Source organism: Ancylobacter terrae, from assembly GCF_045108345.1.
Taxonomy (GTDB): Bacteria; Pseudomonadota; Alphaproteobacteria; order Rhizobiales; family Xanthobacteraceae; genus Ancylobacter.
In genome coordinates this window covers 2,751,958-2,778,273 of the sequence record NZ_JBJGXH010000001.1, presented here as the reverse complement: position 1 = coordinate 2,778,273, position 26,316 = coordinate 2,751,958, and the positions used below count along the sequence as shown (strand labels likewise).

General features: G+C 70.1%; 25 protein-coding genes. 23 read left to right on the top strand and 2 right to left on the bottom strand.

What is annotated here, in order from left to right; translation table 11 throughout:
• Positions 1 to 32 precede the first annotated feature (32 nt).
• From ACEUEL_RS13360 to ACEUEL_RS13265, 20 genes are all read left to right on the top strand, one after another.
• On the top strand, positions 33 to 1,274 hold the full coding sequence (locus tag ACEUEL_RS13360) for an ROK family transcriptional regulator (protein WP_405705978.1): 1,242 nt from the start codon (positions 33 to 35) through the stop codon (positions 1,272 to 1,274).
• A 3-nt stretch (positions 1,275 to 1,277) separates the two neighbouring features.
• Positions 1,278 to 1,721: an RbsD/FucU family protein gene (locus ACEUEL_RS13355; RefSeq protein ID WP_405705976.1), complete on the top strand. Its 444-nt coding sequence runs from the start codon at positions 1,278 to 1,280 to the stop codon at positions 1,719 to 1,721.
• Positions 1,718 to 2,707 carry a carbohydrate kinase family protein gene (locus ACEUEL_RS13350; RefSeq protein ID WP_405705973.1) on the top strand — a complete coding sequence of 330 codons (990 nt, stop codon included), beginning with the start codon at positions 1,718 to 1,720 and terminating at the stop codon, positions 2,705 to 2,707. The genes ACEUEL_RS13355 and ACEUEL_RS13350 overlap by 4 nt, the downstream gene beginning before the upstream one ends.
• A 211-nt stretch (positions 2,708 to 2,918) precedes the next feature.
• Entirely contained in the window at positions 2,919 to 4,508 is a 1,590-nt protein-coding gene (locus ACEUEL_RS13345) for an ATP-binding protein (protein ID WP_405705971.1), read from the top strand.
• On the top strand, positions 4,505 to 5,128 hold the full coding sequence (locus tag ACEUEL_RS13340) for a response regulator transcription factor (RefSeq protein WP_405705969.1): 624 nt from the start codon (positions 4,505 to 4,507) through the stop codon (positions 5,126 to 5,128). The genes ACEUEL_RS13345 and ACEUEL_RS13340 overlap by 4 nt, the downstream gene beginning before the upstream one ends.
• An 83-nt stretch (positions 5,129 to 5,211) precedes the next feature.
• On the top strand, positions 5,212 to 5,583 hold the full coding sequence (locus tag ACEUEL_RS13335) for a response regulator transcription factor (RefSeq protein WP_405705966.1): 372 nt from the start codon (positions 5,212 to 5,214) through the stop codon (positions 5,581 to 5,583).
• A gap of 121 nt (positions 5,584 to 5,704) precedes the next feature.
• On the top strand, positions 5,705 to 6,358 hold the full coding sequence (locus ACEUEL_RS13330; protein ID WP_405705963.1) for a hydrolase: 654 nt from the start codon (positions 5,705 to 5,707) through the stop codon (positions 6,356 to 6,358).
• Between the two features lie 146 nt (positions 6,359 to 6,504).
• Entirely contained in the window at positions 6,505 to 7,341 is an 837-nt protein-coding gene (locus tag ACEUEL_RS13325; RefSeq protein WP_405705960.1) for an alpha/beta fold hydrolase, read from the top strand.
• Between the two features lie 74 nt (positions 7,342 to 7,415).
• Entirely contained in the window at positions 7,416 to 8,117 is a 702-nt protein-coding gene (locus tag ACEUEL_RS13320) for an alpha/beta fold hydrolase (RefSeq protein ID WP_405705957.1), read from the top strand.
• A gap of 22 nt (positions 8,118 to 8,139) precedes the next feature.
• Positions 8,140 to 8,415 (top strand): XapX domain-containing protein, encoded by a 276-nt coding sequence (locus tag ACEUEL_RS13315; protein ID WP_405705955.1) that lies wholly within the window; start codon positions 8,140 to 8,142, stop codon positions 8,413 to 8,415.
• Between the two features lie 13 nt (positions 8,416 to 8,428).
• Positions 8,429 to 10,381: an amidohydrolase gene (locus tag ACEUEL_RS13310; protein ID WP_405705952.1), complete on the top strand. Its 1,953-nt coding sequence runs from the start codon at positions 8,429 to 8,431 to the stop codon at positions 10,379 to 10,381.
• A 2-nt stretch (positions 10,382 to 10,383) separates the two neighbouring features.
• The gene (locus tag ACEUEL_RS13305; protein ID WP_405705950.1) at positions 10,384 to 11,994 is read left to right on the top strand and encodes an MFS transporter; all 1,611 of its coding nucleotides are present in this window, start codon (positions 10,384 to 10,386) and stop codon (positions 11,992 to 11,994) included.
• Positions 11,995 to 12,045: 51 nt separating this feature from the next.
• Positions 12,046 to 12,879 carry an ABC transporter ATP-binding protein gene (locus ACEUEL_RS13300; protein ID WP_405705948.1) on the top strand — a complete coding sequence of 278 codons (834 nt, stop codon included), beginning with the start codon at positions 12,046 to 12,048 and terminating at the stop codon, positions 12,877 to 12,879.
• A gap of 94 nt (positions 12,880 to 12,973) precedes the next feature.
• Positions 12,974 to 13,819 (top strand): MurR/RpiR family transcriptional regulator, encoded by an 846-nt coding sequence (locus tag ACEUEL_RS13295; protein WP_405705945.1) that lies wholly within the window; start codon positions 12,974 to 12,976, stop codon positions 13,817 to 13,819.
• 241 nt (positions 13,820 to 14,060) lie between these two features.
• On the top strand, positions 14,061 to 15,668 hold the full coding sequence (locus ACEUEL_RS13290) for an ABC transporter substrate-binding protein (protein ID WP_405706772.1): 1,608 nt from the start codon (positions 14,061 to 14,063) through the stop codon (positions 15,666 to 15,668).
• A gap of 160 nt (positions 15,669 to 15,828) precedes the next feature.
• Positions 15,829 to 16,782 (top strand): ABC transporter permease, encoded by a 954-nt coding sequence (locus ACEUEL_RS13285; RefSeq protein WP_405705942.1) that lies wholly within the window; start codon positions 15,829 to 15,831, stop codon positions 16,780 to 16,782.
• 4 nt (positions 16,783 to 16,786) lie between these two features.
• Positions 16,787 to 17,683 carry an ABC transporter permease gene (locus ACEUEL_RS13280; RefSeq protein ID WP_405705939.1) on the top strand — a complete coding sequence of 299 codons (897 nt, stop codon included), beginning with the start codon at positions 16,787 to 16,789 and terminating at the stop codon, positions 17,681 to 17,683.
• Positions 17,680 to 18,726, top strand: coding sequence for an ABC transporter ATP-binding protein (locus ACEUEL_RS13275; RefSeq protein WP_405705936.1), 1,047 nt, complete (start codon positions 17,680 to 17,682; stop codon positions 18,724 to 18,726). The genes ACEUEL_RS13280 and ACEUEL_RS13275 overlap by 4 nt, the downstream gene beginning before the upstream one ends.
• Positions 18,727 to 18,737: 11 nt before the next feature.
• Positions 18,738 to 19,700 carry an ABC transporter ATP-binding protein gene (locus tag ACEUEL_RS13270; RefSeq protein WP_405705933.1) on the top strand — a complete coding sequence of 321 codons (963 nt, stop codon included), beginning with the start codon at positions 18,738 to 18,740 and terminating at the stop codon, positions 19,698 to 19,700.
• An 80-nt stretch (positions 19,701 to 19,780) separates the two neighbouring features.
• Positions 19,781 to 20,452 carry an aspartate/glutamate racemase family protein gene (locus ACEUEL_RS13265; protein ID WP_405705930.1) on the top strand — a complete coding sequence of 224 codons (672 nt, stop codon included), beginning with the start codon at positions 19,781 to 19,783 and terminating at the stop codon, positions 20,450 to 20,452.
• Between the two features lie 6 nt (positions 20,453 to 20,458).
• On the opposite strand, the gene ACEUEL_RS13260 is transcribed toward ACEUEL_RS13265, so the two are convergent.
• Both ACEUEL_RS13260 and ACEUEL_RS13255 read right to left on the bottom strand, forming a co-directional pair.
• Positions 20,459 to 21,760: a glycoside hydrolase 5 family protein gene (locus ACEUEL_RS13260; protein WP_405705927.1), complete on the bottom strand. Its 1,302-nt coding sequence runs from the start codon at positions 21,758 to 21,760 to the stop codon at positions 20,459 to 20,461.
• Complete coding sequence (locus ACEUEL_RS13255) at positions 21,753 to 23,132, bottom strand: sensor histidine kinase (RefSeq protein ID WP_405706770.1); 1,380 nt, start codon at positions 23,130 to 23,132, stop codon at positions 21,753 to 21,755. Before ACEUEL_RS13255 ends, ACEUEL_RS13260 begins: the two co-directional genes overlap by 8 nt.
• A gap of 354 nt (positions 23,133 to 23,486) precedes the next feature.
• Here ACEUEL_RS13255 and lptC point away from each other — a divergent pair, with 354 nt between their 5' ends.
• From lptC to lptB, 3 genes are all read left to right on the top strand, one after another.
• Entirely contained in the window at positions 23,487 to 24,311 is an 825-nt protein-coding gene (gene lptC, locus ACEUEL_RS13250) for an LPS export ABC transporter periplasmic protein LptC (RefSeq protein ID WP_405705924.1), read from the top strand.
• Between the two features lie 55 nt (positions 24,312 to 24,366).
• Positions 24,367 to 25,116, top strand: a complete 750-nt coding sequence (locus ACEUEL_RS13245; protein ID WP_405705921.1) for an LptA/OstA family protein — start codon at positions 24,367 to 24,369, stop codon at positions 25,114 to 25,116.
• A gap of 168 nt (positions 25,117 to 25,284) precedes the next feature.
• Positions 25,285 to 26,268, top strand: coding sequence for an LPS export ABC transporter ATP-binding protein (gene lptB, locus ACEUEL_RS13240; protein ID WP_405705918.1), 984 nt, complete (start codon positions 25,285 to 25,287; stop codon positions 26,266 to 26,268).
• The last annotated feature ends 48 nt before the right edge of the window (positions 26,269 to 26,316 follow it).

Sequence of the window (26,316 nt, the reverse complement as noted above, 5' to 3'; positions counted from 1 at the left end):
GTACATAAGAAGAGCGTCACGGAGGAAAGCCGATGGAAGAGACCGGGCCCGTTGCCGGCATCGACGAGATCGTCGCGCCGTCTCCCGACGGTCGCGGCACCAACCAGACCGGCGTGCGCCTCTACAATGAACGGCTCGTGCTCTCGCTGGTGCGCCGTCACGGCAGCCTCGCCAAGGTCGACATCGCCCGCCTCACCGGCCTGTCCGCGCAGACGACCACCGTCATCATGAACCGCCTGCAGGCGGACGGGCTGCTGCTCGCCGGCGAGCGTCAGCGCGGGCGCATCGGCCAGCCCTCGGTTCCCTTCTCGCTCAATCCGGACGGCGCCTTCGGCCTTGGGCTGATGATCGGCCGGCGCTCCTCCGATCTCGTGCTGATCGACTTCGTCGCCGGCATCCGCGCCCGCTCGCGCATCACCTACGCCTATCCCGAGCCGATGCGGCTGATGGCCTTCGTGGAGGAGCATCTGCCGGCCCTGACCGGCGTGCTGACCCCGGCGCAGCGCGAGCGCATCGCCGGGCTCGGCGTCGCCATGCCGTTCGAGCTGTGGAACTGGGAGGCGGACCTCGAGACGCCGCCCGGCGCGCTCGGCATCTGGCAGGAATTCGACGTCGCCCGCGAACTCGGCCGCCGGGTGGCGCCATGGCCGGTGCATGTGTTCAACGACGCGACCTCCGCCTGCGCCGCCGAACTCACCTTTGGCGAGGGCAATGCCTATCGCGATTTCGCCTATCTCTATGTCGGCACCTTCATCGGCGGCGGCGTGGTGCTGAACGGCCACCTTTTCGCCGGCCGCAGCGGCAATGCCGGGGCGCTCGGCTCCATGCCGGTGCTGCGCCGCGAGGCGGATGGTACGGCGAGCCTGCAGCAGCTCATCCGCATCGCCTCGATCTACCGGCTGGAGCGTCGCCTGATCGCCGCCGGCCTGCCCGGCACCGACATCTGGCTGTCACCGGACGACTGGTCGAAATTCGCCGGCCCGCTGGAAGCGTGGATCGAGGAGGCCTCCGAAGGCCTGGCGCAGGCCATCGCCGCGATGCTCTCGGTGATCGACTTCGAGGCCATCGTGATCGACGGGGCCTTCCCCGCCGATGTCCGCCGGCGGCTCGTCACGCGCACCCGCGAGCGGCTGGAGCGGATCGACCGGCAGGGTCTCACCCCGGCGCTGGTCGTCGAGGGATCGGTGGGACGCGAAGCGCGGGCCATCGGCGGGGCGGCGCTGCCGCTGCTCGCAACCTATGCCCGCGATTTCGACGTTCTCTTCAAGGAATAGGCCATGCTCAAGGGCATCGATCCGCGCCTCGGTCCCGACCTGCTAAAAGTGCTGCGCGCCATGGGCCATGGCGACGAGATCGCCATCGTCGACGCCAACTACCCGGCCGACGCCCATGCGAACCGGCTGGTGCGGATGGACGGTCACGGCGCACCGGCGATCCTCGACGCCGTCCTGTCGGTGATGCCGCTCGACGCGCAGGTGCCCGATGCCGCCTTCCGGCCCTGCGCCTTCGGCGACTGCGCCCGCATCGAGCCGGTCTTCGCCGCGTTCGAGGCGGTGATCGCCCGCCGCGAGCCGGGCTTCGCCCTCGTGCCGATCGCCGGCGAGCCCTTTTACGACCGCATCCGCGCCGCCTACGCCATCGTGGCCTCGGGCGAGCGCGCGCTCTACGGCAATATCATCCTGCGCAAGGGCGTGATCGCGCCCGAGGGGAGGGGAGAATGATCCTCGTCTGCGGCGAAGCCCTGATCGACCTCTTCGTCGGCCCGGCGGAGGGCACCGAGATGCCGGCCCGCGCGGTCGCCGGCGGCTCGCCCTTCAATGTCGCCATCGGCCTCGCCCGGCTCGGGGCGCGCTCCGCCTTCTTCGGCGGCATCTCGCGCGACCGTTTCGGCACGCTGCTGGCCGACGTGCTGGCGGGGGAGGGGGTCGATGGCCGCTACATCGTCCGCACCGAACGGCTTTCCACCCTGTCGGCGGTCGCCACCGCACCCGATGGCCAGCCGAGTTATTCCTTCCATGGCGAGGCGGCGGCGGATCGCTCGCTCGTCCTCGCCGACCTTCCGGCGGCGCTGCCGGACACGGTACGGGCGATCACCTTCGGCTCCTACACCATGGCGGTCGAGCCGGTCGGCTCCACCTACGCGGCGCTGGCGGAACGCGAGGCGGGGCGGCGGGTGATCAGCGTCGACCCCAACGTCCGCCCCAATGTGACGCCGGACATGGCCGCGTGGCACCGGGCGGCCGAGCGTTTCTTCCGGACGGCCACCATCGTCAAGGCGAGCGACGAGGATATCCGCCTCGCCTTCGGGGCCGGCACCTCGCTGGCCGATGCCGCCGATTTCTGGCGCCAGCGCGGCGCGCGGCTGGTGGTGATCACCCGCGGTCCGGACGGGGCGATCGCCTTCGGCGGCTTCGGGACGCTGGAGATCGACGGCCGACGGGTCGCCGTGCGCGACACCGTCGGGGCGGGCGATACCTTCCACGCCGCGCTGCTCGCGCGCCTTGAGGCGACGGGGCGGCTCGATCCCACCGCCATCGCCACGCTCGACCGGGCCGCGGCGGGCGACCTGCTCGCCTATGCGCGGGATGCGGCTTCGATCACCATCACGCGGCGCGGTGCCGACCTGCCGAGGGCGGCCGATATCGAAGCGCTCCGTCGGGACGATGCGTCACCCGGCATACCGGACCGGTCCGCGCGGACGGCATGAACGTCGGGCGGCGTTCACTACCTTCGCGTGGTTGCGTCCGGCCAAGCCGACACCCGATACTCCCGGCAGCGCGCGCGAGGATGATGCCGCGCGCCGGGCGGTGACGCGGCATGAGGGACATCGCAGCGAGGGGAGCGGCGGCTCGGCGCCGGCTGACAGACCGGCCGGTCATCGGATGTCGTTGCGCGCGTCGACGCCGATGAGCGCTCTCGTGGATGAGCCCGATGCCGAAGCCGCCCCGCCCCGGACGCGTCTGTCGGCGACGGAGCGGCGGATCGTCGGCGGTGTGGTGGCTTTGCTGCTGCTCGCGCTGGCCGGCACGGCGCCCTTCGCCGCGCTGAGACCGCCGGGGACCGAGCCCCTGCTGCCGGCCTATGCCGCGGCGGCCTTCGTGCTGGAAACCGTCACCGCCGCGCTGCTGCTCTCGCTGTTCCATGTGCAGCGCAGCCCCGTCCTGCTCGTGCTCGCCGCGGGCTACGTGTTCTCGGCGCTGATGCTGCCGCTCTGGGCGCTGTCGTTCCCGGGCGTTTTCCCGGGGCTGCACCTGGAGGAGGGCACCCAGGTCACCGCGAGCGTCGCCGCCGTCCGCCGGCTCGGCTTCCCCCTGTTCGTGCTGGGTTATGCGCTGATGCCCTGCACCTGGGTGACCCCGCAGCGGCCGGGCCGGCTGATCGGCCTGACGCTGCTCGGCGTCGCCGCCGTGGCCGCGCTGGTGCAATGGCTGATCCTGAGCCAGCGTGCCGACCTGCCGGCGTTCATGTTCGATGCCCGTCAGGTCAGCGAGGTCTGGCGTTATGTGCCGCTGGCGGCGCTGCTGCTCTACGCGCTCAACATCACCGTGCTGCTGGGACGTCGGCGCACGGCCCTCGATGTCTGGGTGGGGCTCGTCATCGTCTCGCTGACCATCGAGCTGCTGCTGATCTCCTATCTCGGCGGCGCCGTGCGGCTCAGCGTCGGCTGGTGGGCCGGACGGCTTTACGGCCTTGCCGCCGCCTCCATCGTGCTGCTGGCACTGACGGCCGGCACCACCACCATCTATGCCCGGCTCGCGCGCACCCTTGCCGCCGAGCGGCGCGCCCGGCAGAACCGTCTCGCGGCGATGGAGGCGCTTTCCGCCTCGATCGCCCATGAGGTGAACCAGCCGCTCGCCAGCATGGTGACCAATGCCGACGCCGCGCTGCGCTGGCTCATCCGGTCCGAACCGCGCATCGACAAGGCGAATGCGGCGCTGGAGCGCATCGTCGAGGACGGCCACCGCGCCAACAAGATCGTGTCCGGCATCCGCACCATGTTCATGAAGGGCGCGCAGGAGCGCACCCGGCTCGACCTCAACGAGATCGTCGAGGGGGCGGTCCGCACGGCCCTGGCGGAAGCGCGGTTCGAGGCGATCCCCATCGAGATGCGGCTCGATCGCGCGCTGCCGCACGTGGTCGGCAATTCCGTCCAGTTGCATCAGGTGCTCTGCAATCTGATCGAGAACGGCATCGACGCCATCCGCTCCGCCGGCGATCGGCACAGGCTTCTGGTCGTCACGACCACGCGCGGTCCGGCCGGCGATATCGAGGTGTCCGTGGCGGACAGCGGCACCGGCGTTGCGGCGGAGGTGGCCGAGCGGATATTCGACCCGTTCGTCTCCACCAAATCCGGCGGCATGGGCATGGGGCTGATGTTCTGCCGCACCATCGTCGAGGCCCATGGCGGCCGCATCTCCATGGCGCCCAACCGGCCGCGCGGCGCGGTCTTCCAATTTTCGCTTCCCCCCGCCATGTTCCAGTCCGCCACTGCCGAGGATGCCCGATGAGCGAACCATCCGTCGTTTTCGTCGTCGATGATGATGCGTCCATGCTGGCCTCGCTGGAGAGCCTGTTGTCGTCGGAAGGCCATATGGTGCGGCCCTTCGGATCGGCTCAGGCGTTCCTCGAGGCGGCGCCGAGCGACGCGCCGGCCTGCCTCGTGCTCGACGTCCGCCTGCGCGGCACCAGCGGGCTCGAGTTCCAGCGCGAGCTGGCACGGAAGGGCGTGACGACGCCGATCGTGTTCATCACCGGCCATGGCGACGTGCCGATGTCGGTGGCGGCGATGAAGGCGGGGGCGATCGAGTTCCTGCTGAAACCGTTCCGCGATCAGGATCTGCTCGACGCGGTCAACAAAGGCATCGAGATCGACCGCCGCAACCGGGCGCAGGCCCGGCAGATCGCCGGCCTGCGCGAGCGCTTCGCCGCCATGACCCCGCGCGAGCGGGAGATCATGCCGCTCGTCGCCGGAGGGCTGATGAACAAGCAGATCGCGGTGAGCCTCAATCTCAGCGAGGTCACCGTGAAGGTGCACCGCGCCCAGATCATGCAGAAGCTGCAGGCCAAGTCGCTCGCCGACCTCGTGCGCATCGCCGACCGGCTGGCCGCCGCTGGCCCGAAGGCGTAGCCGCTTCCCCCTCGGAGACAATTGCCGGCATCGGCCCGCCCCCGCGATGCTGCCCCTCACGGCGCTGCGGATGGGGCTGGAAGATGCCGGACGAGCGGCCGGTCGCGATCATCGACGACGACCCATCGGCGCTGGCCGCCATGGTCAGCCTGGTCAATGCCCTCGGCTATCGGGCACTCGGCTTCGGGGGCGGCGATGCCTTCCTCCGCGATATGCGTCGGGCGCCGGCATCCTGCGTCATCACCGATATTCGCATGCCTGGGATCAGCGGCATCGATCTCTTCACGCGCCTCGCCGCTCAGCCAGGCGCCGTGTCGGTCATCCTCGTCACGGCGTTCCCCGACGAGGCATCGCGCCGCGCCCTGCTGCGCGCCGGGGCGGCCGGCTACCTTGCCAAGCCGGTCCGCCCGCAGGAGCTCCTCGCCTGCCTCCAGTGCGCCATCCGAGAGGATTGAGCGCGGCCTGAGCGGTCGCGCCTCCTACCGCCGGGGGCAGCACGGGCGAGCCCCGGGGATAATTGCACCCATCTCCCGCCGCTACGTACAAATGCGCATCCGTGATGGCGAGGAGAGTGCAATGCCGACCGCGACCCCCACTCCCGGCAAGGCGTTGATCGACGCCGCCAACCACGTCCTCATCCTCATCGACTTCCAGTCGCAGATGTCCTTCGCGACCAAATCCATCGACGCGGTGGCGCTGCGCAACAACGCGGCGCTGATCTCGAACGCCGCGGCCGGCTTCAAGGTGCCGACCATCCTCACCACGGTCGCCGAGAAGAGCTTCTCCGGCCCGATGTTCGGCGAGATCACCGACGCTTTCCCCGGCCAGAAGCTGCTCGACCGTACCTCCATGAACACCTGGGAGGACGCCGCCGTCATCGACGAGGTGAACCGCATCGGCAAGCCGCGCATCGTACTGGCCGGCCTGTGGACCAGCGTGTGCATCGTCGGCCCGGCGCTTTCGGCGCTGCACCAGGGCTTCGAGGTCTATGTCATCGCCGATGCCTGCGGCGACGTTTCCGACGAGGCGCATGAGCGCGCCATGCAGCGGATGATCCATGCCGGCGTGCGGCCGATGACCTCGCTGCAATATCTGCTCGAGCTCCAGCGCGACTGGGCGCGGGCGGACACCTATGAACTGACCACCGGCATTGCGAAGAAGTACGGCGGCGCCTACGGGCTCGGCATCATCTACGCCAAGTCGATGTTCGGCGCCTCCGAAGGGCACTAGGCTCGCCGGTCGCCGGAAGGTCGGGCATTCGCGCAAGCCGGCGTGCGTTCGTCGCCTACCGATCGCACGCCGCGCCCTATGTTCGGCGCACCGACATCAGCCGGCCCCGAATCGCGGCGGGCCCGCCAAACCGAAGGATAGCCACCATGCCTTTCGTCACCACCAAGGACGGCGTCGAGATCTTCTACAAGGACTGGGGTCCGAAGGATGCGCAGCCGATCGTGTTCCACCACGGCTGGCCGCTGAGCGCCGACGACTGGGACACCCAGATGCTCTATTTCCTCGACAAGGGCTTCCGGGTCGTCGCGAGTGACCGCCGCGGCCATGGCCGCTCGTCGCAGGTCAGCGACGGCCACGACATGGACCACTACGCCGCGGACGTCTCGGCCGTGGTCGAGCATCTCGACATTAAGAACGCGGTGCATATCGGCCACTCCACCGGCGGTGGCCAGGTGGCGCGTTATGTCGCCAAGTACGGCATTCCCCAGGGTCGTGTCGCCAAGGCCGTGCTGGTCGCCGCCGTGCCGCCGATCATGCTCAAGACCGAAGCCTATCCGGGCGGCCTGCCGGTCGAGGTGTTCGACGGCTTCCGCGCCGCGCTCGCCGCCAACCGCGCCCAGTTCTTCCTCGATGTCGCGGCCGGCCCGTTCTACGGCTTCAACCGCGACGGCGCCAAGGTCTCCCAGGGCGTGATCGACAATTGGTGGCGCCAGGGCATGATGGGCAGCGCCAAGGCCCATTACGAAGGCATCAAGGCCTTCTCCGAGACCGACCAGACCGCCGATCTCAAGGCGATGACGGTGCCGACCCTCGTGCTGCAGGGCGATGACGACCAGATCGTGCCGTACAAGCAGGCCTCCGAGCTGCAGGCCAAGCTGCTGCCGAATGCCACGCTGAAGATCTACCCCGGTTTCCCTCACGGCATGCTGACCACCCATGCCGATGTGCTCAACCCGGACCTGCTCGCCTTCATCAAGGGCTGAGTTCGACAGCGGCGCGGCGTCCCCGCCGCGCCGCTTCCCCCCTGCGCCGCATCGCCAACCGCTTGAGGCCGCTCATGACCGCTGCCAGTGCCGCCCCCACGGTCGTCCTCGTCCACGGCGCCTGGGCGGACGCGTCGAGCTGGCGGCGGGTGATTCCGCGTCTGCAGGCGAGCGGCATCACGGTCGTCGCGGTGCAGAACCCGACCACCTCGCTCGCCGACGACGTCGCCGCCACCCGCCGGACGCTCGATTCCATCGAGGGGCCCGTGGTGCTGGTGGGCCATAGCTGGGGTGGCACGGTGATCACCGAGGCGGGCAATGATCCCAAGGTGAAGGCGCTCGTCTACGTCGCCGCCTTCGCGCCCGGTGCCGGCCAGTCGACCGGCGACCAGGTGAACGCGCACCCGGCGCCCCCCGGCCTCGGCGGCGTCGCGCCGTTCGGCGAGGGCTATCTCAAGATGAGCGAGGCGAGCTGGATCGCCAATGTCGCGCAGGACCTGCCGGAAGCGGAGGCCCGCGTCCTCGCCGTGGTGCAGACGCCGCTGTCGCTGGTGACCTTCGGCGACAAGGTCACGACCCCCGCCTGGAAGGACCGCCCGAACTGGTACGTGCTCTCGCGCCACGACCGCGCGGTGAGCGTCGAGCTCCAGCATGAGCTGGTGGCCCGGCTCGGCGCGCAGGTCACCGAGCTCGACGCCAGCCACATGTCGCTGCTCTCGCAGCCCGCCGCCGTCGCCGACACCATCGCCGCCGCCGTCGCCGCGGTCCGGAGCTAGCCACGCGTCAGAGGGAGGCCGCATGAAGCTCTATCTCGCCTCGCTCGGCGCCGGCCTCCTCGTCGGTATCGTCTACAGCCTCGTCAATGTGCGCTCGCCGGCACCGCCGGTGGTGGCGCTGATCGGGCTGTTCGGCATCCTGATCGGCGAGCAGATCGTTCCCGTCGCGCGCCATCTGCTGAACGGCGACGGGCTGCGCGCGGCGATCGGCCTCGCCGATTGCTCCGGCCACGTGCTCGGCCAGCTGCCGGGCCGGCCGTCGGCGGCCGCGCGGCGCGAGGACGCTCCGCCATCCTGACAGGAGGCTGCCCATGCCCGACCGACGCCAGATCCTCGCCGGCCTCGGCCTCATCGCCGCCGGTTTCCCCCGTTCGTCATCGCAGGCGCAGACCATGGCCCAGCCGACCCCCGACCTGATCCTCCGCAACGGCAAGGTCACCACGCTCGACCGGTCGAACCCGCAGGCGAGCGCGGTGGTCATCGGCGAGGGCCGCATCCTCTTCGCCGGCACCGATGCCGAGGCGATGGCGCTGGCCGGGCCGGGCACGCGCGTCATCGATGCCGGCGGCCGTCGGGTCATCCCCGGCCTCATCGACAGCCACATGCACATCATCCGCGGCGGGCTGAACTATAATATGGAGCTGCGCTGGGACGGGGTGCGCTCGCTCGCTCACGCCATGGAGATGCTGAAGAAACAGGTCGACAACACGCCGGCCCCGCAATGGGTGCGCGTCGTCGGCGGCTTCACCGAGCACCAGTTCGCCGAGAAGCGCCTGCCGACGCTGGAGGAGATCAACCGGGTCGCCCCGGATACGCCGGTGTTCATCCTCCACCTCTACGACCGCGCGCTGCTCAATGCCGCCGCGCTGCGGGTGGTCGGCTACACCAAGGATACACCGAACCCACCCGGCGGCGAGATCGTACGGGACGGCAACGGCAATCCGACGGGTCTGCTGATCGCCCAGCCCAACGCCACGATTCTCTATTCGACGCTGGCGAAGGGGCCGAAGCTGCCGCCCGACTACCAGAAGAACTCCACCCGCCATTTCATGCGCGAGGTGAACCGGCTCGGCGTCACGGGCGTGATCGATGCCGGCGGCGGCTTCCAGAACTACCCGGACGACTACGCCATCATCGAGGAGCTGCACCGCGACGGCCAGCTCACCGTGCGCATCGCCTACAACCTCTTTACCCAGAAGCCGAAGGAGGAACTGGCCGACTTCACCCGCTGGTCGAGAGAGGTGACGCCCGGACAGGGCGACGATCTCTACCGCGCCAACGGCGCCGGCGAGATGCTGGTCTATTCCGCCGCGGACTTCGAGGATTTCCAGGTGCCGCGCCCGGACATGCCGCCGAACATGGAAGCCGACCTCGAGCCGGTGATCCGCCTGCTGGCGGAAAACCGCTGGCCGTGGCGGCTGCACGCCACCTATGACGAGACGATTTCCCGCGCCCTCGACGTCTACGAGAAGGTGAACCGCGACATCCCCTTCGACGGCATCCACTGGTTCTTCGACCATGCCGAGACCATCTCGGACCGCAACATCGAGCGCATCGCCAGGCTCGGCGGCGGCATCGCCGTGCAGCATCGCATGGCCTTCCAGGGCGAGTATTTCGCCGAGCGCTACGGCCACCGCGCTGCCGAGCGCACCCCGCCGATCCGCCGCATGCTCGACATGGGGCTGCCGGTCGGCGCCGGCACCGACGCCACCCGCGTCGCCTCCTACAATCCGTGGATCTCGCTGGCCTGGCTGGTCACGGGCCGGACGCTCGGCGGCCTCGCGCTGTACCCGGCCGCCAACCGGCTCGACCGCGAGAGCGCGCTGCGGCTGTGGACCGAGGCCAATGGCTGGTTCTCGAACGAGAGCGGCAAGAAGGGGCAGATCGCCCCGGGGCAGCTGGCCGACATCGTGGTGCTGTCCGACGACTATTTCGGCGTGCCGGAGGATGCGATCCAGGACATCACGTCGGTTTTGACCCTGCTCGGCGGCGAGCCGGTGCATGGCGCCGGCGACTTCAGCGGCCTCGCCCCCGAGCTGCCCCCCGCCATGCCGGACTGGTCGCCGGTCCGCACCTTCGGCGGCTACCAGCAGCGCGCGGAGGCCGGTAGGGCCTCGAAATACGCTTTCGCCCGGCTCTGCGGCTGCGCGAATGGCTGCAACGTCCACGGCCACGCCCATGCCGGCGCTTTGGGCGCGCAGCTTCCGGTGTCGGACGAGCGCAGCTTCTGGGGCGCGCTCGGCTGCGCCTGCTGGGCGGTGTGACCATGGCGGATCCGACCAAGAGCCCCCCGCCCGCCGGCAGCTTCGCGCCGTTGAAGCGCTCCGTCTTCGCCGTGCTGTGGGCGGCGACGGTGCTGGGCAATACCGGCTCCTTCATGCGCGACGTCGCCAGCAGCTGGCTGGTGACCGACCTCTCCGCCTCGCCCGCCGCCGTCGCGGCGATCCAGGCCGCCGGCACGCTGCCGATCTTCCTGCTCGCCATTCCCGCCGGCGTGCTTTCCGACATCCTCGACCGGCGCCGCTTCCTCATCTGTGTCCAGCTCATGCTGGCGGCCGTCAGCGGGACCTTGGTGATCCTCGCGTCGACCGGCACGGTCACCGTCTCCTCGCTCATCGCGCTCACCTTCCTCGGCGGCGTCGGCGCGGCGCTCGTCGGCCCGGTGTGGCAGTCGATCGTGCCGGAGCTGGTGCCGCGCAGCGAGCTCAAGAGCGCCGTCGCGCTGAACTCGCTCGGCATCAACATCGCCCGCTCGATCGGGCCGGCGGTCGGCGGCTTCCTGCTGGCGGCCTTCGGCGCCGCCGTCACCTATGGGGCAGACGTCGCGAGCTATGTCATCGTCATCGCCGCGCTGCTGTGGTGGAAGCGCCCGGCCAATGCCGAGGACGAGCTGTCCGAACGCTTCACCGGCGCCTTCCGCGCCGGGCTGCGCTATGCCCGCGCGAGCCGGGAACTGCATGTGGTGCTGCTGCGGGCGGCGTTCTTCTTCGCCTTCGCCAGCGCGATCTGGGCGCTGCTGCCGCTGGTGGCGCGCGAACTGCTGAAGGGCGACGCGGCGTTCTACGGCCTGCTGCTGGGCTCGGTCGGGGCGGGGGCGATCGGCGGGGCACTGATCATGCCGCACCTGCGCGCCCGCCTGAGCGCGGACGGCATGCTGCTGCTCGCGGCGGTCATTTCCGCTCTCGCGACGGCATCGCTCGCGCTCGCCCCGCCGCGCGGACTGGCCATCCTCATTCTGCTCGCCATGGGCGCGGCGTGGATCACCGCGCTGACCACGCTGAACGCGACCGCGCAGGCCATCCTGCCGAACTGGGTGCGCGGCCGGGCGCTGGCGGTCTACCTCACCGTGTTCAACGGCGCGATGGCCGCCGGCAGTCTCGGCTGGGGCCTCGTGGCGCAGGAGATCGGCCTGTCCGCGACGCTGTTGGTGGCGGCCGTCGGCATCGTCGTCACCGGCCTTGTCCTGCACCGCGTCGCGCTGCCGGTCGGGGAGGCTGATCTCACCCCCTCGCGCCACTGGCCCGAGCCGCTGATCGCCGAGCCCGTCGCCAATGACCGCGGGCCCGTGCTGATCCTCATCGAGTATCGCGTCCGGCGCGAGGAGCGGGCGGCATTCCTCGCCGCGCTGTCACGCCTTTCCCATGCCCGCCGCCGCGACGGCGCCTATGCCTGGGGCGTCAGCGAGGACGCCGCCGATCCCGAACTGCTGATCGAGTGGTTCATGGTGGAGAGCTGGGCCGAGCACCTGCGCCAGCACCACCGCGTCTCCCATGCCGACGCCGACGTCCAGAGCGAGGTGCTGGGCTTTCACCGCGGCCCCGAAAAGCCGGTGGTGCGGCACTGCCTCGCGGTCGACCCGCGTCATCCTGCCCATTGAGCGCGTCGCCAGGGGCTTGCGTCACACCCGGCGCCGCGCACAGGATGGCACATGGCGGCGCTGCTCGAAGTCGAGGACCTGAGGATCGGCTTTCCCACCCGCGACGGGCTGGTCGAGGCCGTGCGCGGCGTGAGCTTCAAGCTGGGCCGCGAGCGGCTCGGTGTGGTGGGCGAGAGCGGCTCCGGCAAGTCGCAGACCGGCCGCGCCATCCTCGGCCTCACCGCGCCGCAGGCGCGGGTGAGCGCCAGCCGCCTCGCCTTCGACGGCATCGATCTGCTCACGGCGCCGCCGGCGCTGCGCCGCAGCCTGCGCGGCAAGCGCATCGCCATGGTGCTGCAGGATCCGAAATACTCGCTGAACCCGGTGATGACCATCGGCCGGCAGATCGTCGAGACGCTGCGCACGCATGAGCCGGTCGGCCGGGCGGAGGCGCGCGAACGGACGCTGGACATGCTGGCGGCGGTGCAGATCCGGGATCCCGCGCGCGTCTTCGATCTCTACCCGCACGAGGTTTCCGGTGGCATGGGCCAGCGGGCGATGATCGCGATGATGCTGATCGCCGGTCCCGAGCTGCTCATCGCCGACGAGCCGACCTCGGCCCTCGACGTCACCGTGCAGATCGAGGTGCTGACCATCCTCGACCGGCTGGTCGCCGAGCGCGGCATGGGGCTCATCTTCATCTCGCACGATTTGCGCCTCGTCTCCTCCTTCTGTGACCGCGTGCTGGTGATGTATGCCGGCAAGATCGTCGAGGAGATCGCCGCCAGCGAACTGCGCAAGGCCCGCCATCCCTATACGCGCGGCCTGCTCAATTGCCTGCCGAGCCTCGTCGCCGACCGCCATCCGCTGCCGGTACTCGACCGGCGGCCGGAATGGCGCCTCTAGGCTCCTGTCCCGCAGCCTCTCCGTCAGCCCCGCATTGCCGGGCGGCCTGTGCTGCGCGTAAGCATGTGCAAATCGATTTTCATGGGAGTCGGGCGTGCCGACATCCGTTTCGCGATCGCTCATCACCCGAATCCGCGACATCCTCGCGGCGCTTTCGCCGTCGGAACGGCGCCTCGCCGAGATGGTGCTCGACTTTCCCGGCGACATCGCCGGCTATTCGGCTTCCGAACTCGCCCGCCTCGCCAATGTCTCGAACGCCACGGTGACGCGCTTCGTGCGTCGGCTGGGCTATGAGAGCTATGACGAGGCCCGCCGCAGCGCCCGGGCGGAGCATGGCGCGGGCTCGCCGCTGTTCCTCGCCGGCGCGGCGCCGAAGGCCCCGATCGGCTCGCTCGCCGCCCATGTCGAGCAGAGCGTCGCCAACATCGCCGGCACCTTCCGCCGCCTGCCGGAGGAGGAGATCGAGACCATCGCCCGCGAGATGGTGGCCGCCCGCCGGGTCTGGATCATCGGTTTCCGCGCGAGCCACGGGCTTGCCTATTACCTCCGCTGGCAGATCGTGCAGGTGGTGCCGGGCGCCACCCTGCTGCCCGGCCCCGGCGAGACGCTGGCCGAGCATGTCGCGGCCATGGCGGAGGGCGATGTCGCCATCGTCTTCGCGCTGCGCCGGCGGGTCGCGGTGCTGCCGGAACTGCTGGCGCAGATGCGGGCGGCGGGTGTGCGCGTCGCGGTCATGACCAACAGCCACGCCGGCGAGCCGCTGCCTGCGACATGGACGGTGCGGTGCGATTCGCAGGCACCCGGGCCGCTCGACAACCATGTCGGGGTGATGGCCGTCTGCCATCTGCTGGCGACGCGGGTGATGGAGCAGGCCGGCGTCGAAGGGCGCCGTCGCCTGGCCACCATCCAGACCATCCACGACGCGCTCGCCGAGCTCTGAGTCGGGCAGAACGCTGCCGTTCCTGTAAGCGACTGCCTGTTCGATGGGCGGGGCCGCCGTTCCCGCCGCTGCGTCAGCCTTTGAGATCGTGAAAATAATTTTTCATGATTATCTGGCATTAAAATTGCTGAACATCTCTCCAGTCGGCTCCCGGATCCGGCCCCGCGCCTTGCCGCCCCGCGGCGCAAAGGCGGTGCGTGGCCTCCGCTGCCTGCGACAGCCAAGAACGGAGAGGAACATGATGAAGAAGCGTTGGATGGGACTTCTCGCCGCCGCCGCGCTCGGCGCGCTGATGGCGGGCCCGGCGAGCGCGCAGGGCACGCTGCGCATCGGCATGACGGCCTCCGACATACCGCTCACCACCGGCCAGACCGACCAGGGCGGCGAGGGCATGCGGTTCATGGGCTACACCGTCTATGACGGGCTGGTGAACTGGGACCTCACCAGCGCCGACAAGCCCTCCGACATCATCCCCGGCCTCGCGCTCGAATACGGGCTCGATCCGGCCGACACGACGAAGACGAAATGGATATTCAAGCTGCGCCCGGGCGTGAAATTCCATGACGGCTCGGACTTCAACGCCGACGCCGTGGTGTGGAACCTCGACAAGCTGCTGAAGAACGACAGCCCGCAATTCGACCAGCGCCAGTCGGCGCAGGGCAAGTCGCGCATCCCGGCGGTCGCCTCCTACAAGGTGATCGACCCGATGACGGTCGAGATTACCACCAAGGCCCCCGACGCGACGCTGCCCTACCAGCTCGCCTGGATCATGATGTCCTCGCCTGCGCAGTGGGAGAAGGTCGGCAAGAGCTGGGAAGCCTTCGCCAAGACGCCGTCGGGCACCGGCCCGTGGAAGCTCGCGAGCTTCGTGCCGCGCGAGCGCGCCGAGCTCGTCCCCTTCGCCGGCTATTGGGACACGACCCGCGTGCCCAAGCTCGACAAGCTGGTGCTGCTGCCGCTGCCCGAGCCGAACGCCCGCGTCGCCGCGCTCCGCGCCGGCCAGGTCGACTGGATCGAGGCCCCCGCCCCGGACGCGGTGGATTCGCTCAAATCCGCCAACTTCCAGATCGTCACCAATGCCTATCCGCACAACTGGACCTGGCATCTCTCGCGCGTCGAGGGCTCGCCCTGGAACGACATCCGCGTGCGCAAGGCCGCCAACCTCGCCATCGACCGCGACGGCATGAAGGAGCTGCTCGGCGGCCTGATGATCCCGGCGGAAGGGTTCTTCCCGCCGGGCCACCAGTGGTTCGGCAATCCCAGCTTCAAGCTGAAATACGATCCCGAGGCGGCCAAAGCGCTGCTGAAGGAAGCCGGCTACGGCCCGGACAAGCCGCTCGTCACCAAGGTGCTGATCGCCCCCTCGGGCTCGGGCCAGATGCAGCCGCTGCCGATGAACGAGTACATCCAGCAGAACCTCGCGGATGTCGGCATCAAGGTCGAGTTCGAGGTGGTCGAGTGGAACCAGCTCATCAACATCTGGCGCGCCGGCGCGAAGGATGCGAGCGCGCGCGGCGGCACGGCGATGAACTATTCCTACTTCATCCAGGACCCCTTCACCGGCTTCATCCGGCACCTCCAGTGCAACCTCGCCGCGCCCGCCGGCACCAACTGGGGCTATTACTGCGATCCCGAGATGGACGCGCTGTTCGGCGAGGTGCGCACCACCTTCGATCCGGTCAAGCAGACCGAGGTGCTCAAGAAGATCCACGAGAAATACGTGGATGAAGCGCTGTTCCTGATGGTGACGCACGACGTCAATGCGCGCGCCATGAGCCCGAAGGTGAAGGGCTTCGTGCAGGCGAAGAACTGGTTCCAGAACTTCTCCTCGATCACCATGGCGCCCTGAGCGCACGCGCGCCCGGCCCGCTCCGCCGGGTCCCGGGCGCGCGATCTCCTCGAAGCGTGAGCATCTCCCCGCCGCCCGGCCTTCCGCCGGCGCGCGGGGATCACGGCGCCGCCCCGGGAGCGGCGGCGCCTTTCTCGCAACGACATCGCCGGGGACCGCCATGCTCGCCTATATCGTCAAGCGCATCGTCTACGTGACGCCCGTCGCGCTCGGGGTCAGCCTCCTGTGCTTCCTGCTGGTGCATCTGGCGCCGGGCGATCCGCTCACCGCCATCATGCCGGTCGACGCCACCGCCGAGCAGCAGGCCGAGATGCGCGTCGCCTACGGCTTCGACAAGCCGCTGCCGGTGCAGTACGGCATCTGGCTGTGGAAGGTGCTGCACGGCGATCTCGGCAATTCCATCGCCTCGGGCCGGCCGGTGCTATCCGAGGTCGGGCGCGCGGTCGGCAATTCGCTGATCCTCGCCGCGGTCGCGACGCTGATCGGCTTCACCTTCGGCATCTTCTTCGGCTTCGTGGCGGGGTATTTCCGCGACAGCCCGCTCGACCGCACGGCGTCCGCCGTCTCGGTATTCGGGGTGAGCGTGCCCCATTACTGGCTGGGCATGGTGCTCGTCATCATCTTCTCGGCCGAATTGGGCTGGCTGCCCCCGACCGGGGCGGGGCCGGACGGCTCGGGCAACTGGGTGCCCGACCTCGAGCACCTGCGCTACATCATCCTGCCGGCGGTCACCATGTCGGTGATCCCGATGGGCATCATCGCCCGCACGGTGCGCGCGCTCGTCGCCGACATCCTCAACCAGGAATTCGTGCAGGCGCTACGAGCCAAGGGGCTCGGCGAATGGGGCGTGTTCAAGCATGTCGTGCGCAACGCCGCCCCGACCGCGCTGGCGGTGATGGGCCTCCAGCTCGGCTACCTGCTCGGCGGCTCCATCCTGATCGAGACGGTGTTCTCCTGGCCCGGCACCGGCTTCCTCTTGAACGCCGCGATCTTCCAGCGCGACCTGCCGCTGCTGCAGGGCACCATCCTCGTGCTGGCCATGTTCTTCGTCGCGCTCAACCTGATCGTCGACGTGCTGCAGACCGCCCTCGATCCGCGCATCCAGAGGAGCTGAGCCGATGACCGTCACGCTCGACATCGCCGACAACACGCAGATCCCCCAGCCGGTCGCCGCCAGCCGCGGCTACTGGGGCAACGTGCTGCACAAGCTGGTGCGCGATCCGGTGGCGATGGCCGCCCTCGCCATCCTGCTGATCATCGTCCTCGCCGCCATCTTCGCGCCCTGGGTGGCGCCGGCCGACCCCTACAAGGGCAACATGGTGCGGCGCCTGCGGCCGATCGGCTTCCCGGGCTATCCGCTCGGTTCCGACGAGCTCGGCCGCGACATGCTCTCGCGCCTCATCTATGGCGGGCGGCTGTCGCTGTTCCTCGGCGTCACGCCGGTGATCCTCGCCTTCTTCATCGGCTCGGCGATCGGCATCACCGCCGGCTATGTCGGCGGCTGGCTGAACTCGGTGATGATGCGCACCATCGACGTGTTCTTCGCCTTCCCCTCGGTGCTGCTGGCGATCGCGCTGTCGGGCGCGCTCGGCGCCGGCATCTTCAATTCGATCGTCTCGCTCACCGTGGTGTTCGTGCCGCAGATCGCCCGCGTCGCCGAGAGCGTGACGACGCAGATCCGCACCCGCGATTATGTCGAGGCCGCCCGCGTTTCGGGCGCGAGCGCCTTCACCATCGTGCGGGTGCATGTGCTCGGCAACGTCATGGGCCCGATCTTCGTCTACGCCACCGGGCTGATCAGCGTGTCGATGATCCTCGCCTCCGGCCTCTCCTTCCTCGGCCTCGGCGTGAAGCCGCCGGAGCCCGAATGGGGGCTGATGCTGAACACGCTGAGGACCGCGATCTATTCGCAGCCGATGGTGGCGGCGCTGCCGGGCGTGATGATCTTCATCACCTCCATCTCCTTCAACCTGTTCTCCGACGGCCTGCGCTCCGCCATGGAGGTCAAGCAATGAGCGTCATCACCGACAGCATGATCCCCGCGGGGATCGACCGCGGCGGCGCCGCCACGCCGCTGCTCGCCGTCAACGGCCTCGTCAAGCATTTCGGCCGCAAGGCGGGCTTCCTCACCAAGGCCGGGCCGGTGGTGCGGGCGGTGGACGGCGTCGATTTCACCGTCGCCAAGGGCGAGACGCTGGGCATCGTCGGCGAATCGGGCTGCGGCAAGTCGACCACCGCGCGCCTCGTCATGCAGATCATGAAGCCGGATGCCGGCGACATCCTGCTCGACGGCGAGGCGGTGGGCTCGACTGCTCTCGATCTCGGTGCGTTTCGCCGGCAGGTGCAGATGGTGTTTCAGGACAGCTACGCCTCGCTGAACCCCCGCCTCACGGTCGAGGACACCATCGCCTTCGGCCCGCGCGTCCACGGCGCGGGGCGGCGGCAGGCGGTCGAGCGCGCGCACGACCTGCTGCACCGCGTGGGCATGGAGCCGCGCCGCTTTGCCGGGCGCTACCCGCACGAGATTTCCGGCGGCCAGCGCCAGCGCGTCAATATCGCCCGCGCGCTGGCGCTGGAGCCGCGCCTCTTGATCCTCGACGAGGCGGTGTCCGCGCTCGACAAGTCGGTGGAGGCGCAGGTGCTGAACCTGCTGCTCGACCTGAAGGAGGAATTCGGCCTCACCTACATGTTCATCAGCCACGACCTCAACGTCGTGCGCTTCATGTCCGACCGGGTGATGGTGATGTATCTCGGCAAGGTCGCCGAGGTCGGCCCCTCCGACGACATCTTCGAGCGCACCGGCCACCCCTACACGCAGGCGCTGCTCGCCTCGATGCCCTCGATGGACCCGGACAACCGCACCGAGGAAGCGCCGCTGACGGGCGACCCGCCGAACCCGATCAACCCGCCGCCCGGCTGCCGCTTCCACACCCGCTGCAAATACGTCGCGGCGCTCTGCGGGCATGCCGAGCCGGAGCTGTTCGGGGCCGGCGAACACCGCACCGCCTGCCATCTCGCCAATCCGGAGTCGGGTCACCCCCGGCTCTCGGCCGCCTGAAGGAGGACGCGATGGCCAATATCGTCGAGGTCGAGAACCTCACCGTCGATTTCAAGGCGGGCCGCAAGTATATCCGTGCCGTCGCCGGCGTCGACCTGGCGCTGGCGCCCGGGGAAACCGTGGCGCTGCTCGGCGAATCGGGGTCCGGCAAGAGCGTGACGCTGCGCTCCCTCATGCGCCTGCACCCGAAGAGCGCGAGGATCGGCGGCAGGATCGAGGTGGAGGGGCGCAACGTGCTGGCGCTCTCGCCCGCCGATCTCGCCGCCTTCCGCGGCAGCATCGTCTCGATGATCTTCCAGGATCCGGGCCTCGCCTTCGATCCGGTCTACCGCATCGGCGACCAGATCGCCGAGGCGGTGGTGCGGCATGAGGGCGTCTCCCATGCCGAGGGCAGAAAGCGCGGGCTGGAGCTGTTCGAGCGCGTGCGCATTCCCTCGCCCGAGCGCCGGCTCGACAATTTCCCGCACGAGATGTCCGGCGGCATGCGCCAGCGGGCGATGATCGCGCTGGCGCTCGCCTGCCGGCCCAAGGTGCTGCTGGCCGACGAGCCGACCACCGCGCTCGACGCCACCGTGCAGATCCAGGTGCTGCTGCTGCTGCGCGAATTGCAGCGCGAGTTCGGCCTCGCCGTGGTGTTCGTCACCCACGACATCGGCGTCGCCGTCGAGGTCGCCGACCGCATCGCGGTGATGTATGCCGGACGCATCGTCGAGACCGGCGCCTGCGCCGACATCATCTGCAACCCGGCCCATCCCTACACGCAGGGTCTGCTGGCCTCGCGGGCGGGGCACGACCTCGCCAAGGGCAGCCGGCTGGAGGCCATCCCCGGCGCGCCGCCCGATCTCGCCAACCCGCCGCCCGGCTGCGCCTTCGGCCCGCGCTGCAACCGCGTCGCCGACGACTGCAAGGCGGTGACCCCGCCCATCGTGCCGCGCCGCGAAGCCGGCTATGTCGCCTGCCTGCACCCGGGCTGATCCCCGGGCGCAGCCTCGTTTCGTGTAGAACGACGTCCCGTGAAAGGGCCTCGGGCGATCCGCCGAGGCAGTTAAGTGCCATGCCTGTCCGTGCAAAGCCCCGCATTCTTCTCGTCAACCCCAACACCTCGCACGCGACCACCGATATGATGGTCGCCATCGCGCAGGAGGCCTTTGCCGGCCGCGCCGCGGTGGTCGGCGTCACCGCCGCGCGCGGCGTGTCGATGATTCTGGACGAGGCGGCGCTGGGCGCCTCGGTCGGGGCCGTGATCGAGGCGACGGGCGCGGCCGAAGGTTATGAAGGCGTCATCGTCAGCGCCTTCGGCGATCCGGGCCTTGCCGAACTGCGCGCCCGGCTCGAGGTGCCGGTCGCCGGCATCTGCGAGGCCAGCATGCGCGAGGCGGCGGAGGGCGGGCGCCGGTTCGGCATCGCCACGGTGACGCCGCTGCTGGTCGACATCTTCGCCCGCAAGGCCGCCATGCTGGGGATCGGCGACAGCTTCGTCGGCACGCGGCTGACGACAGGTGATCCGCTGGCGCTCGCCGCCGATCCGGTGCGGCTCGAGGCCGAACTCGCCCACGCCGTCGCGGCCAGCATCGCGCAGGACCGGGCGGAGGCGGTGATCATCGGCGGCGGCCCGCTGGGGCAGGCGGCGATCGGTCTCGCCGGCCGCTATCCGGTACCGGTCATCGCGCCGATCCCCTGCGCCGTGCGTGCGCTGACGCGCGATCTGGGCCTGCCGGCGGCCTGAGCCCGTTCAGCGCGCCTCGAATGGCAGGTTGCCCGTCGCCGCCGCGCCGCGCCCGTCGCGCAGCTCGACGAAAAGCCGGTAGCGGCCGGCCGGCAGCGGCCCGATCCGCGCCCCGGCGAGGTCGCCCGCGATCACCGCGCCGGTGATTTCCGCCGGCACGGTTTCGGCATCGCCGCCGATGCCGCGCGCGGTGCTCTCGGCCATCACCCGCCAGCGCACGTCGAGCGGGTCGCCGTCCGGGTCGAGCGCGCCGAGCACCACCGCACCGCCCGCAGCCGCCGGCCACGAGCCGAACGGCGCGCTCGGGTCATGGGCGAAGCGCAGTTCGGTGATGCGCGGCGCATGATTGCCGCCGGGCGTCGATCCGCCCCAGCTCCCCGCCAGCGCTTCCACGGTCTCGGTCCACTCGCCGGAGGGCAGGAACAGGCTGTGCCATGTCGGCGTCACCTCCTGCTTCTGGCCCCACAGGAACGCGACGATACCGACGCCGGTCGGCTCCAGCACGGCGAGATGGCGCCGCATCAGGATGGATTTCTGCGTCGAGGTCGGCTCGAACGGCGCGCCCCACGGCGTCGTCGCCGCCTGCCACTGGCCGAGCGGGCCGGCTTCGGTGATCACGATCGGCCCGGTCCAGCCCTGCGCGCGGGCGCGCCCGGGCACGCTGGGCAGCGCCTCGCCATAGGAATTCACGCCGAGCACGTCGATATCCGGCGCGCCGGCCATCAGGCGGCCGAGCTTGCCGCCGCCGAGCTCGGCCAGCACCGCCATCCGCGGGTGCTCGGGATCGAGCGACTTCACCAGCGCCGCCGCCGCCCCGATCGCCGGCCAGACCAGGGCGTCGTCGCCGTCGTCGAGGCCGACCTCGACCTCGTTGCCGATCCCCCACATCAGCAGCGCCGGATGATGCCGGTGGCGGCGCACCAGGGCGGCGAGTTCGTCGAGCTGGCGGGCGACGAAGCCGGCATCGGTATAGTCGGCGCCGAGCCGGGGATGGCCGAGCCAGAAGCCGACGATCACCTTGAGCCCCGCCGCCTGCGCCGCGTCGAGCGTCGCCGCCGGATCCTCGCCATAGGTGCGCAGCGTATTGCCGCCGATCATGGCCAGCAGCGGCAGCGGCCCGTTTCCCGTGGCGCCGCGCACGTGGAAGGGGTGACCCTCGACCAGCAGCCGGTCGCCCGAGACGCTCACCCGCGGCGGCACCTGCGCGACGGCGCGGGGCGCGAAGGGCAGGGCGCCGGCCGCGCTGCCGGCGAGCAGCGCGCCGCCCGCCTGCAGCACACTCCGGCGGCTGGCCGCGCGCTCAGCCATGCGACAGGCGGGCGCGATGCGCTTCGAGGTCGACCGGGCGGTCGGGGATGGTGAGCTGGAAGGTGGCGCCGATGGTGCCCGGCACCAGCTTGATGTCGCCGCCATGGGCGCGCATCAGCTCGGCGGCGATGGCAAGGCCGAGGCCCGTGCCGCCCCGCCGTGTCGAGCCCTGGAACGGTTCGAACAGATGCTGGCGCGCCCGCTCCGGCACGCCCGGCCCGGTATCGGACACCTCGATGATGACGATCGCGCCCTCCCGCCGGCCGGTGATGCGCACCTGGTCGCATGCCGCGTCGGTGGGCGCGCGGGCGCGCAGCGCCTGGATGGCGTTCCGCGCGAGGTTCAGCAGCACCCGGAACAGCTGGTCGGCATCGGCGTCGACGGTCAGGCCCCGATCGATCGATTCGACCCAGCCGACCGGGCGCTCGCCGTCGTCGAGGCCGACCGTGTCGCGTACCTCCGCGACCAGCGGTGCGAGCTCGATCATCCGCCGCTCGGGCGGCGGCTCCTGCGCCCGCCCATAGGCGAGCGTGTGCTCGCAATAGGCGATGGCGCGGTCGAGCGCCGCCATCAGCTTGGGCGCGAAACGCTGAACGGCCGGATCGCGGATCATCGCCAGCCGGTCGGAGACGAGATGGGCGGAGGCGAGCAGGTTGCGCAGATCGTGGTTGATCTTGGAGACGGCGAGGCCCAGCGCGGCAAGGTGGTTCTTCTGCTGCAGCGTCTCGGCGACGCGGCGCTGCATCGCGACGAATTCGCGCTCCGCCTGGCCGATCTCGTCATGGCGCGAGGCGCACGGATCGAGCGCCGGCACCTGACCCTCCGGCGCCTCGCGGAAGGCGATCATGCGCTGGGTGAGGCGCCGCATCGGCCGCACGAACATCCAGGCGAGGCCGAGATAGACGAGGCCGGCGGTGAGCGCCGAGATCAGCAGCGAGACCAGCAGGATGTTCCGCGAGAAGCGCAGCATCGCCTTGCGCAGCGGCGTCTCGCTCAGCACGATCTCGATGAAGTCGCCTCCGCGCGGGGCGCTGCCGACGACGCGGATGATGCGGCCATCGGAGGCCATCAACGTCTGGAACGCCTCGGTGGCCGCCGTCAGCGGGCCGACATCGCGGACATCGGCGTGATGATCGACCTCGGGCGGCATCTCCGAGCTCGCCAGCAGCCGGCGCGTATTGTCCTGCTTCAGCGCCACGGTGATGGCGCCGACGCTGTCGAGGAGTTCCTGGGTGAGCTTGGGCGGGATGGTGCCTTCGGGCGCGGCGTCGAGCACGAGCGCGGCGGTGCGCGCAGCGGCGAGCCGGTCCGACAGCCAGTTCAGCCGGAACGCCGAGATGGCGGGGACATAGATCAGGATCTCCGCCAGCATGACGAAGACGAGAATGAACAGCAGCAGTTTGCCCGACAGGCCGGGATGGGCCAGCCGCCATCGCGCCGGGCTTGCGGCGGTCGCGGTGGTTCCCAGCTGCGATCTCAGTTCGGTGAGGCGTTGCATGCAGTCCCGTATATAGGCGCGAGCGCGCGCGACGCCGCACCGTTGTGCCATTTTTTCGCAGTGTTTATGGGCATGATGATGGCGCCGGCTGTGGCGCGGGGGAGACGCTCCACCGCCCGCGCGCCGGGCGCGGCTTGCGCGGCGCGGGCGATGGCTCCATTTTAGCGGTACCGGCGGCAGCGTCCCGTCGGGCGGTGAATCGCTCGCGGGCATGCACTATCGGGGACCATGAACCGGCACTTCACGCCTGAGACCAGCCCTCCGCCGGTGGCCGCCTTCCAGGCGCTCGGCGGACGACCGGCCGCGGCCCAGTTCAAGGCGGCGCGCCGGCACAGCCGACGTGTGCGCTTCCTGCGGTTCTTTTTGCCGGCGGCCGTGCTGGTCGGGGGCGGCCTTGCCGCGGCCGTGGCCTATTTCGATCCGCTCAAGATCGCCATGGACCTGCCGTTCGATCTCGGCAAGGTGTCACTGTCGGGCAGCCGGGTGAAGATGGAGCTGCCCAAGCTCTCCGGCTTCACCGAGGACAATCGCGGCTACCGCATCACCGCCAGGTCCGCCTCGCAGGATGTGCTCCACCCCGACCAGATCGATCTCGAGCAGATCGAGGCGCGGCTCGAACTGGCGGAAAAAGGCTGGGCCGCTCTCACCGCCACCACCGGCCAGTACAACACCAAGTCGCAGCAGATGGTGCTGTCGGACGGCATCCGCGTCGACACCAGCGCCGGCTATGGCGGCAAGCTGGAGGTGGCGCGCATCGACGCCAAGACCGGCATCCTCGTCTCGGATCGCCCTGTCGAGCTGAGCTATCTCGACGGCCGTCTCACCGCCGACCATCTGGAAATCTCGCAGAAGGACGCGCGCGCCCTGCTCACCGGCAATGTGCATCTCGAATTCCGCATGCCGCCGCCCAAGAGCAACGACGCTGGCGGGGCGACCAAGCCGCCGGCGACCACCGGCAGCATCACGCCGGCGCCCGCCGCGGCGAGCGCGGCCAGCGCGTCGCCCGCGCGCGCGGGCCATGTGCCGCCGCTGCCATCACCGCGCCAACCTTGAGGGCGATATGCCGCCCCGATCCGCCCCGCAACGCCGACGTTTGAAGTTTCAGCGCATGATGCTCCGCCACGCCCTCGCCATTCCGGCGGCCGCCCTTGCGCTGTCGTTCGGCGCCTGCCTGCCTGCTCTGGCGCAGCAGAACGTGCCCAATGCGCTGCAGGGATTCGCCCGCAACCGGGCGCAGCCGATCAAGATCGACGCCAACAGCCTCGAGGTCCGCGACAAGGACAAGGCGGCGATCTTCTCCGGCAATGTCGTCGTGCAGCAGGGCGACACCACCATGCGCTGCAAGGAACTGGTCGTCTATTACACCACCAGTTCCAAGGGGCTCGGCGGCGATTCGGGCGCGGATGCCGACGCGACCAAGCCTGACTCCGCCAAGCCTGACGCGACCAAGCCCGATCCGGCGAAGACCGCGGCCGCCAAACCGGACGCCAACGCCAAACCGACCGGCAACGCCTTCGTCGCCGGCTCGCCCGTCGGCTCCTCGGCGATCCGGCGGCTGGAAGCCAATGGCGGCGTCATCATCACCACCAAGGAGCAGACCGCGACCGGCGACCAGGGCATCTTCGAGACCGCGAGCAACACCATCACGCTGGTGGGCAAGCCGGTGGTGCTGACGTCGGGTCCCAACGTCATCCGCGGCCAGCGCCTCACCGTCGACCTCGCCACCGGAAGCTCGCGCTTCGAGGGCGGGCGCGTCGAGAGCATCATCGTGCCGAACAGCGGCAAGGGCGGTGCCGGCCTTCCCTTCGGCAACAACACGCCGCCCGCCGGCGGTCCCGGCGCCAAGCCCGCCCGGTGAGGCGCGGCGCCTGACGCCGGCCGGAGCTGTGGCGGATCGCAGCGGGCGGGCGCCGCCTCGGGAGCCCGACGCCGCGTTTCCGGCCTGCTTTTTGCATCTCCCATTTGCCAGCACCGCCGAGACCGTCTATCACCCTCCGGGTGGTGTTTCCCGCCACGGAGGGTGCGTGTGAGGTTGTTCCCGATCTTCGGTCGCCGTGGGCGCGTTCCGGTCGCGGATGCGGCGGCGGATGGCTACCCGGAGTATGACGAGGACGACGACGGTTCGCAGGACGGCGCCGGTGGCCACCCGCCGCGCTACGAGCCGGATTCACGCTACGATCCGGATCCCCGTTACGACCCCCCCCACCAGCCCGATGCCCGCGATCATCGCGGCGCTACGCCCCATTACGGCGTCGACCCCACGCTCGGGGCCCGTCTCGCCACCGAGCCGGGACTGCTGGGCGCCTATGGCCTCGCCAAGAGCTATCGCGGCCGCAAGGTGGTGCGCGACGTCAGCCTCGATGTGCGGCGCGGCGAGGCGGTCGGCCTGCTCGGTCCGAACGGCGCCGGCAAGACCACCTGCTTCTACATGGTCACCGGTCTCGTGAAGGCCGATGCCGGGCGCATCGAGCTGGACGGCCACGACGTCACCCACCTGCCCATGTACCGCCGCGCCCGCCTCGGCATCGGCTATCTGCCGCAGGAAGCCTCGATCTTCCGCGGCCTCTCGGTGGAGGACAACATCCGGGCGGTGCTCGAGGTGGTGGAGCCGAACCGCCGCCGCCGCAACGCCCAGCTCGACGAGCTGCTGGAAGAATTCCGCATCACCCATGTGCGCAAGTCGCCCTCCATCGCCCTGTCGGGCGGCGAGCGGCGGCGCGTCGAGATCGCCCGCGCGCTGGCCAGCCGGCCGACCTTCATGCTGCTCGACGAACCCTTCGCCGGCATCGATCCGATCGCGGTGGGCGACATCCAGGCGCTGGTGCGCCAGCTCACCGAGCGCGGCATCGGCGTGCTCATCACCGACCACAATGTGCGCGAGACGCTCGGTCTGATCGACCGCGCCTACATCATCCATTCCGGCGCCGTGCTGATGGAGGGCTCGCCCGACGACATCGTCGCGAGCCCGGACGTGCGCCGCCTCTATCTGGGCGAGGAGTTCCGACTCTAGATGCCCGCGCACCTCGCCCGCTTCCCGTCCGCGCCATCCTGCGCCGCC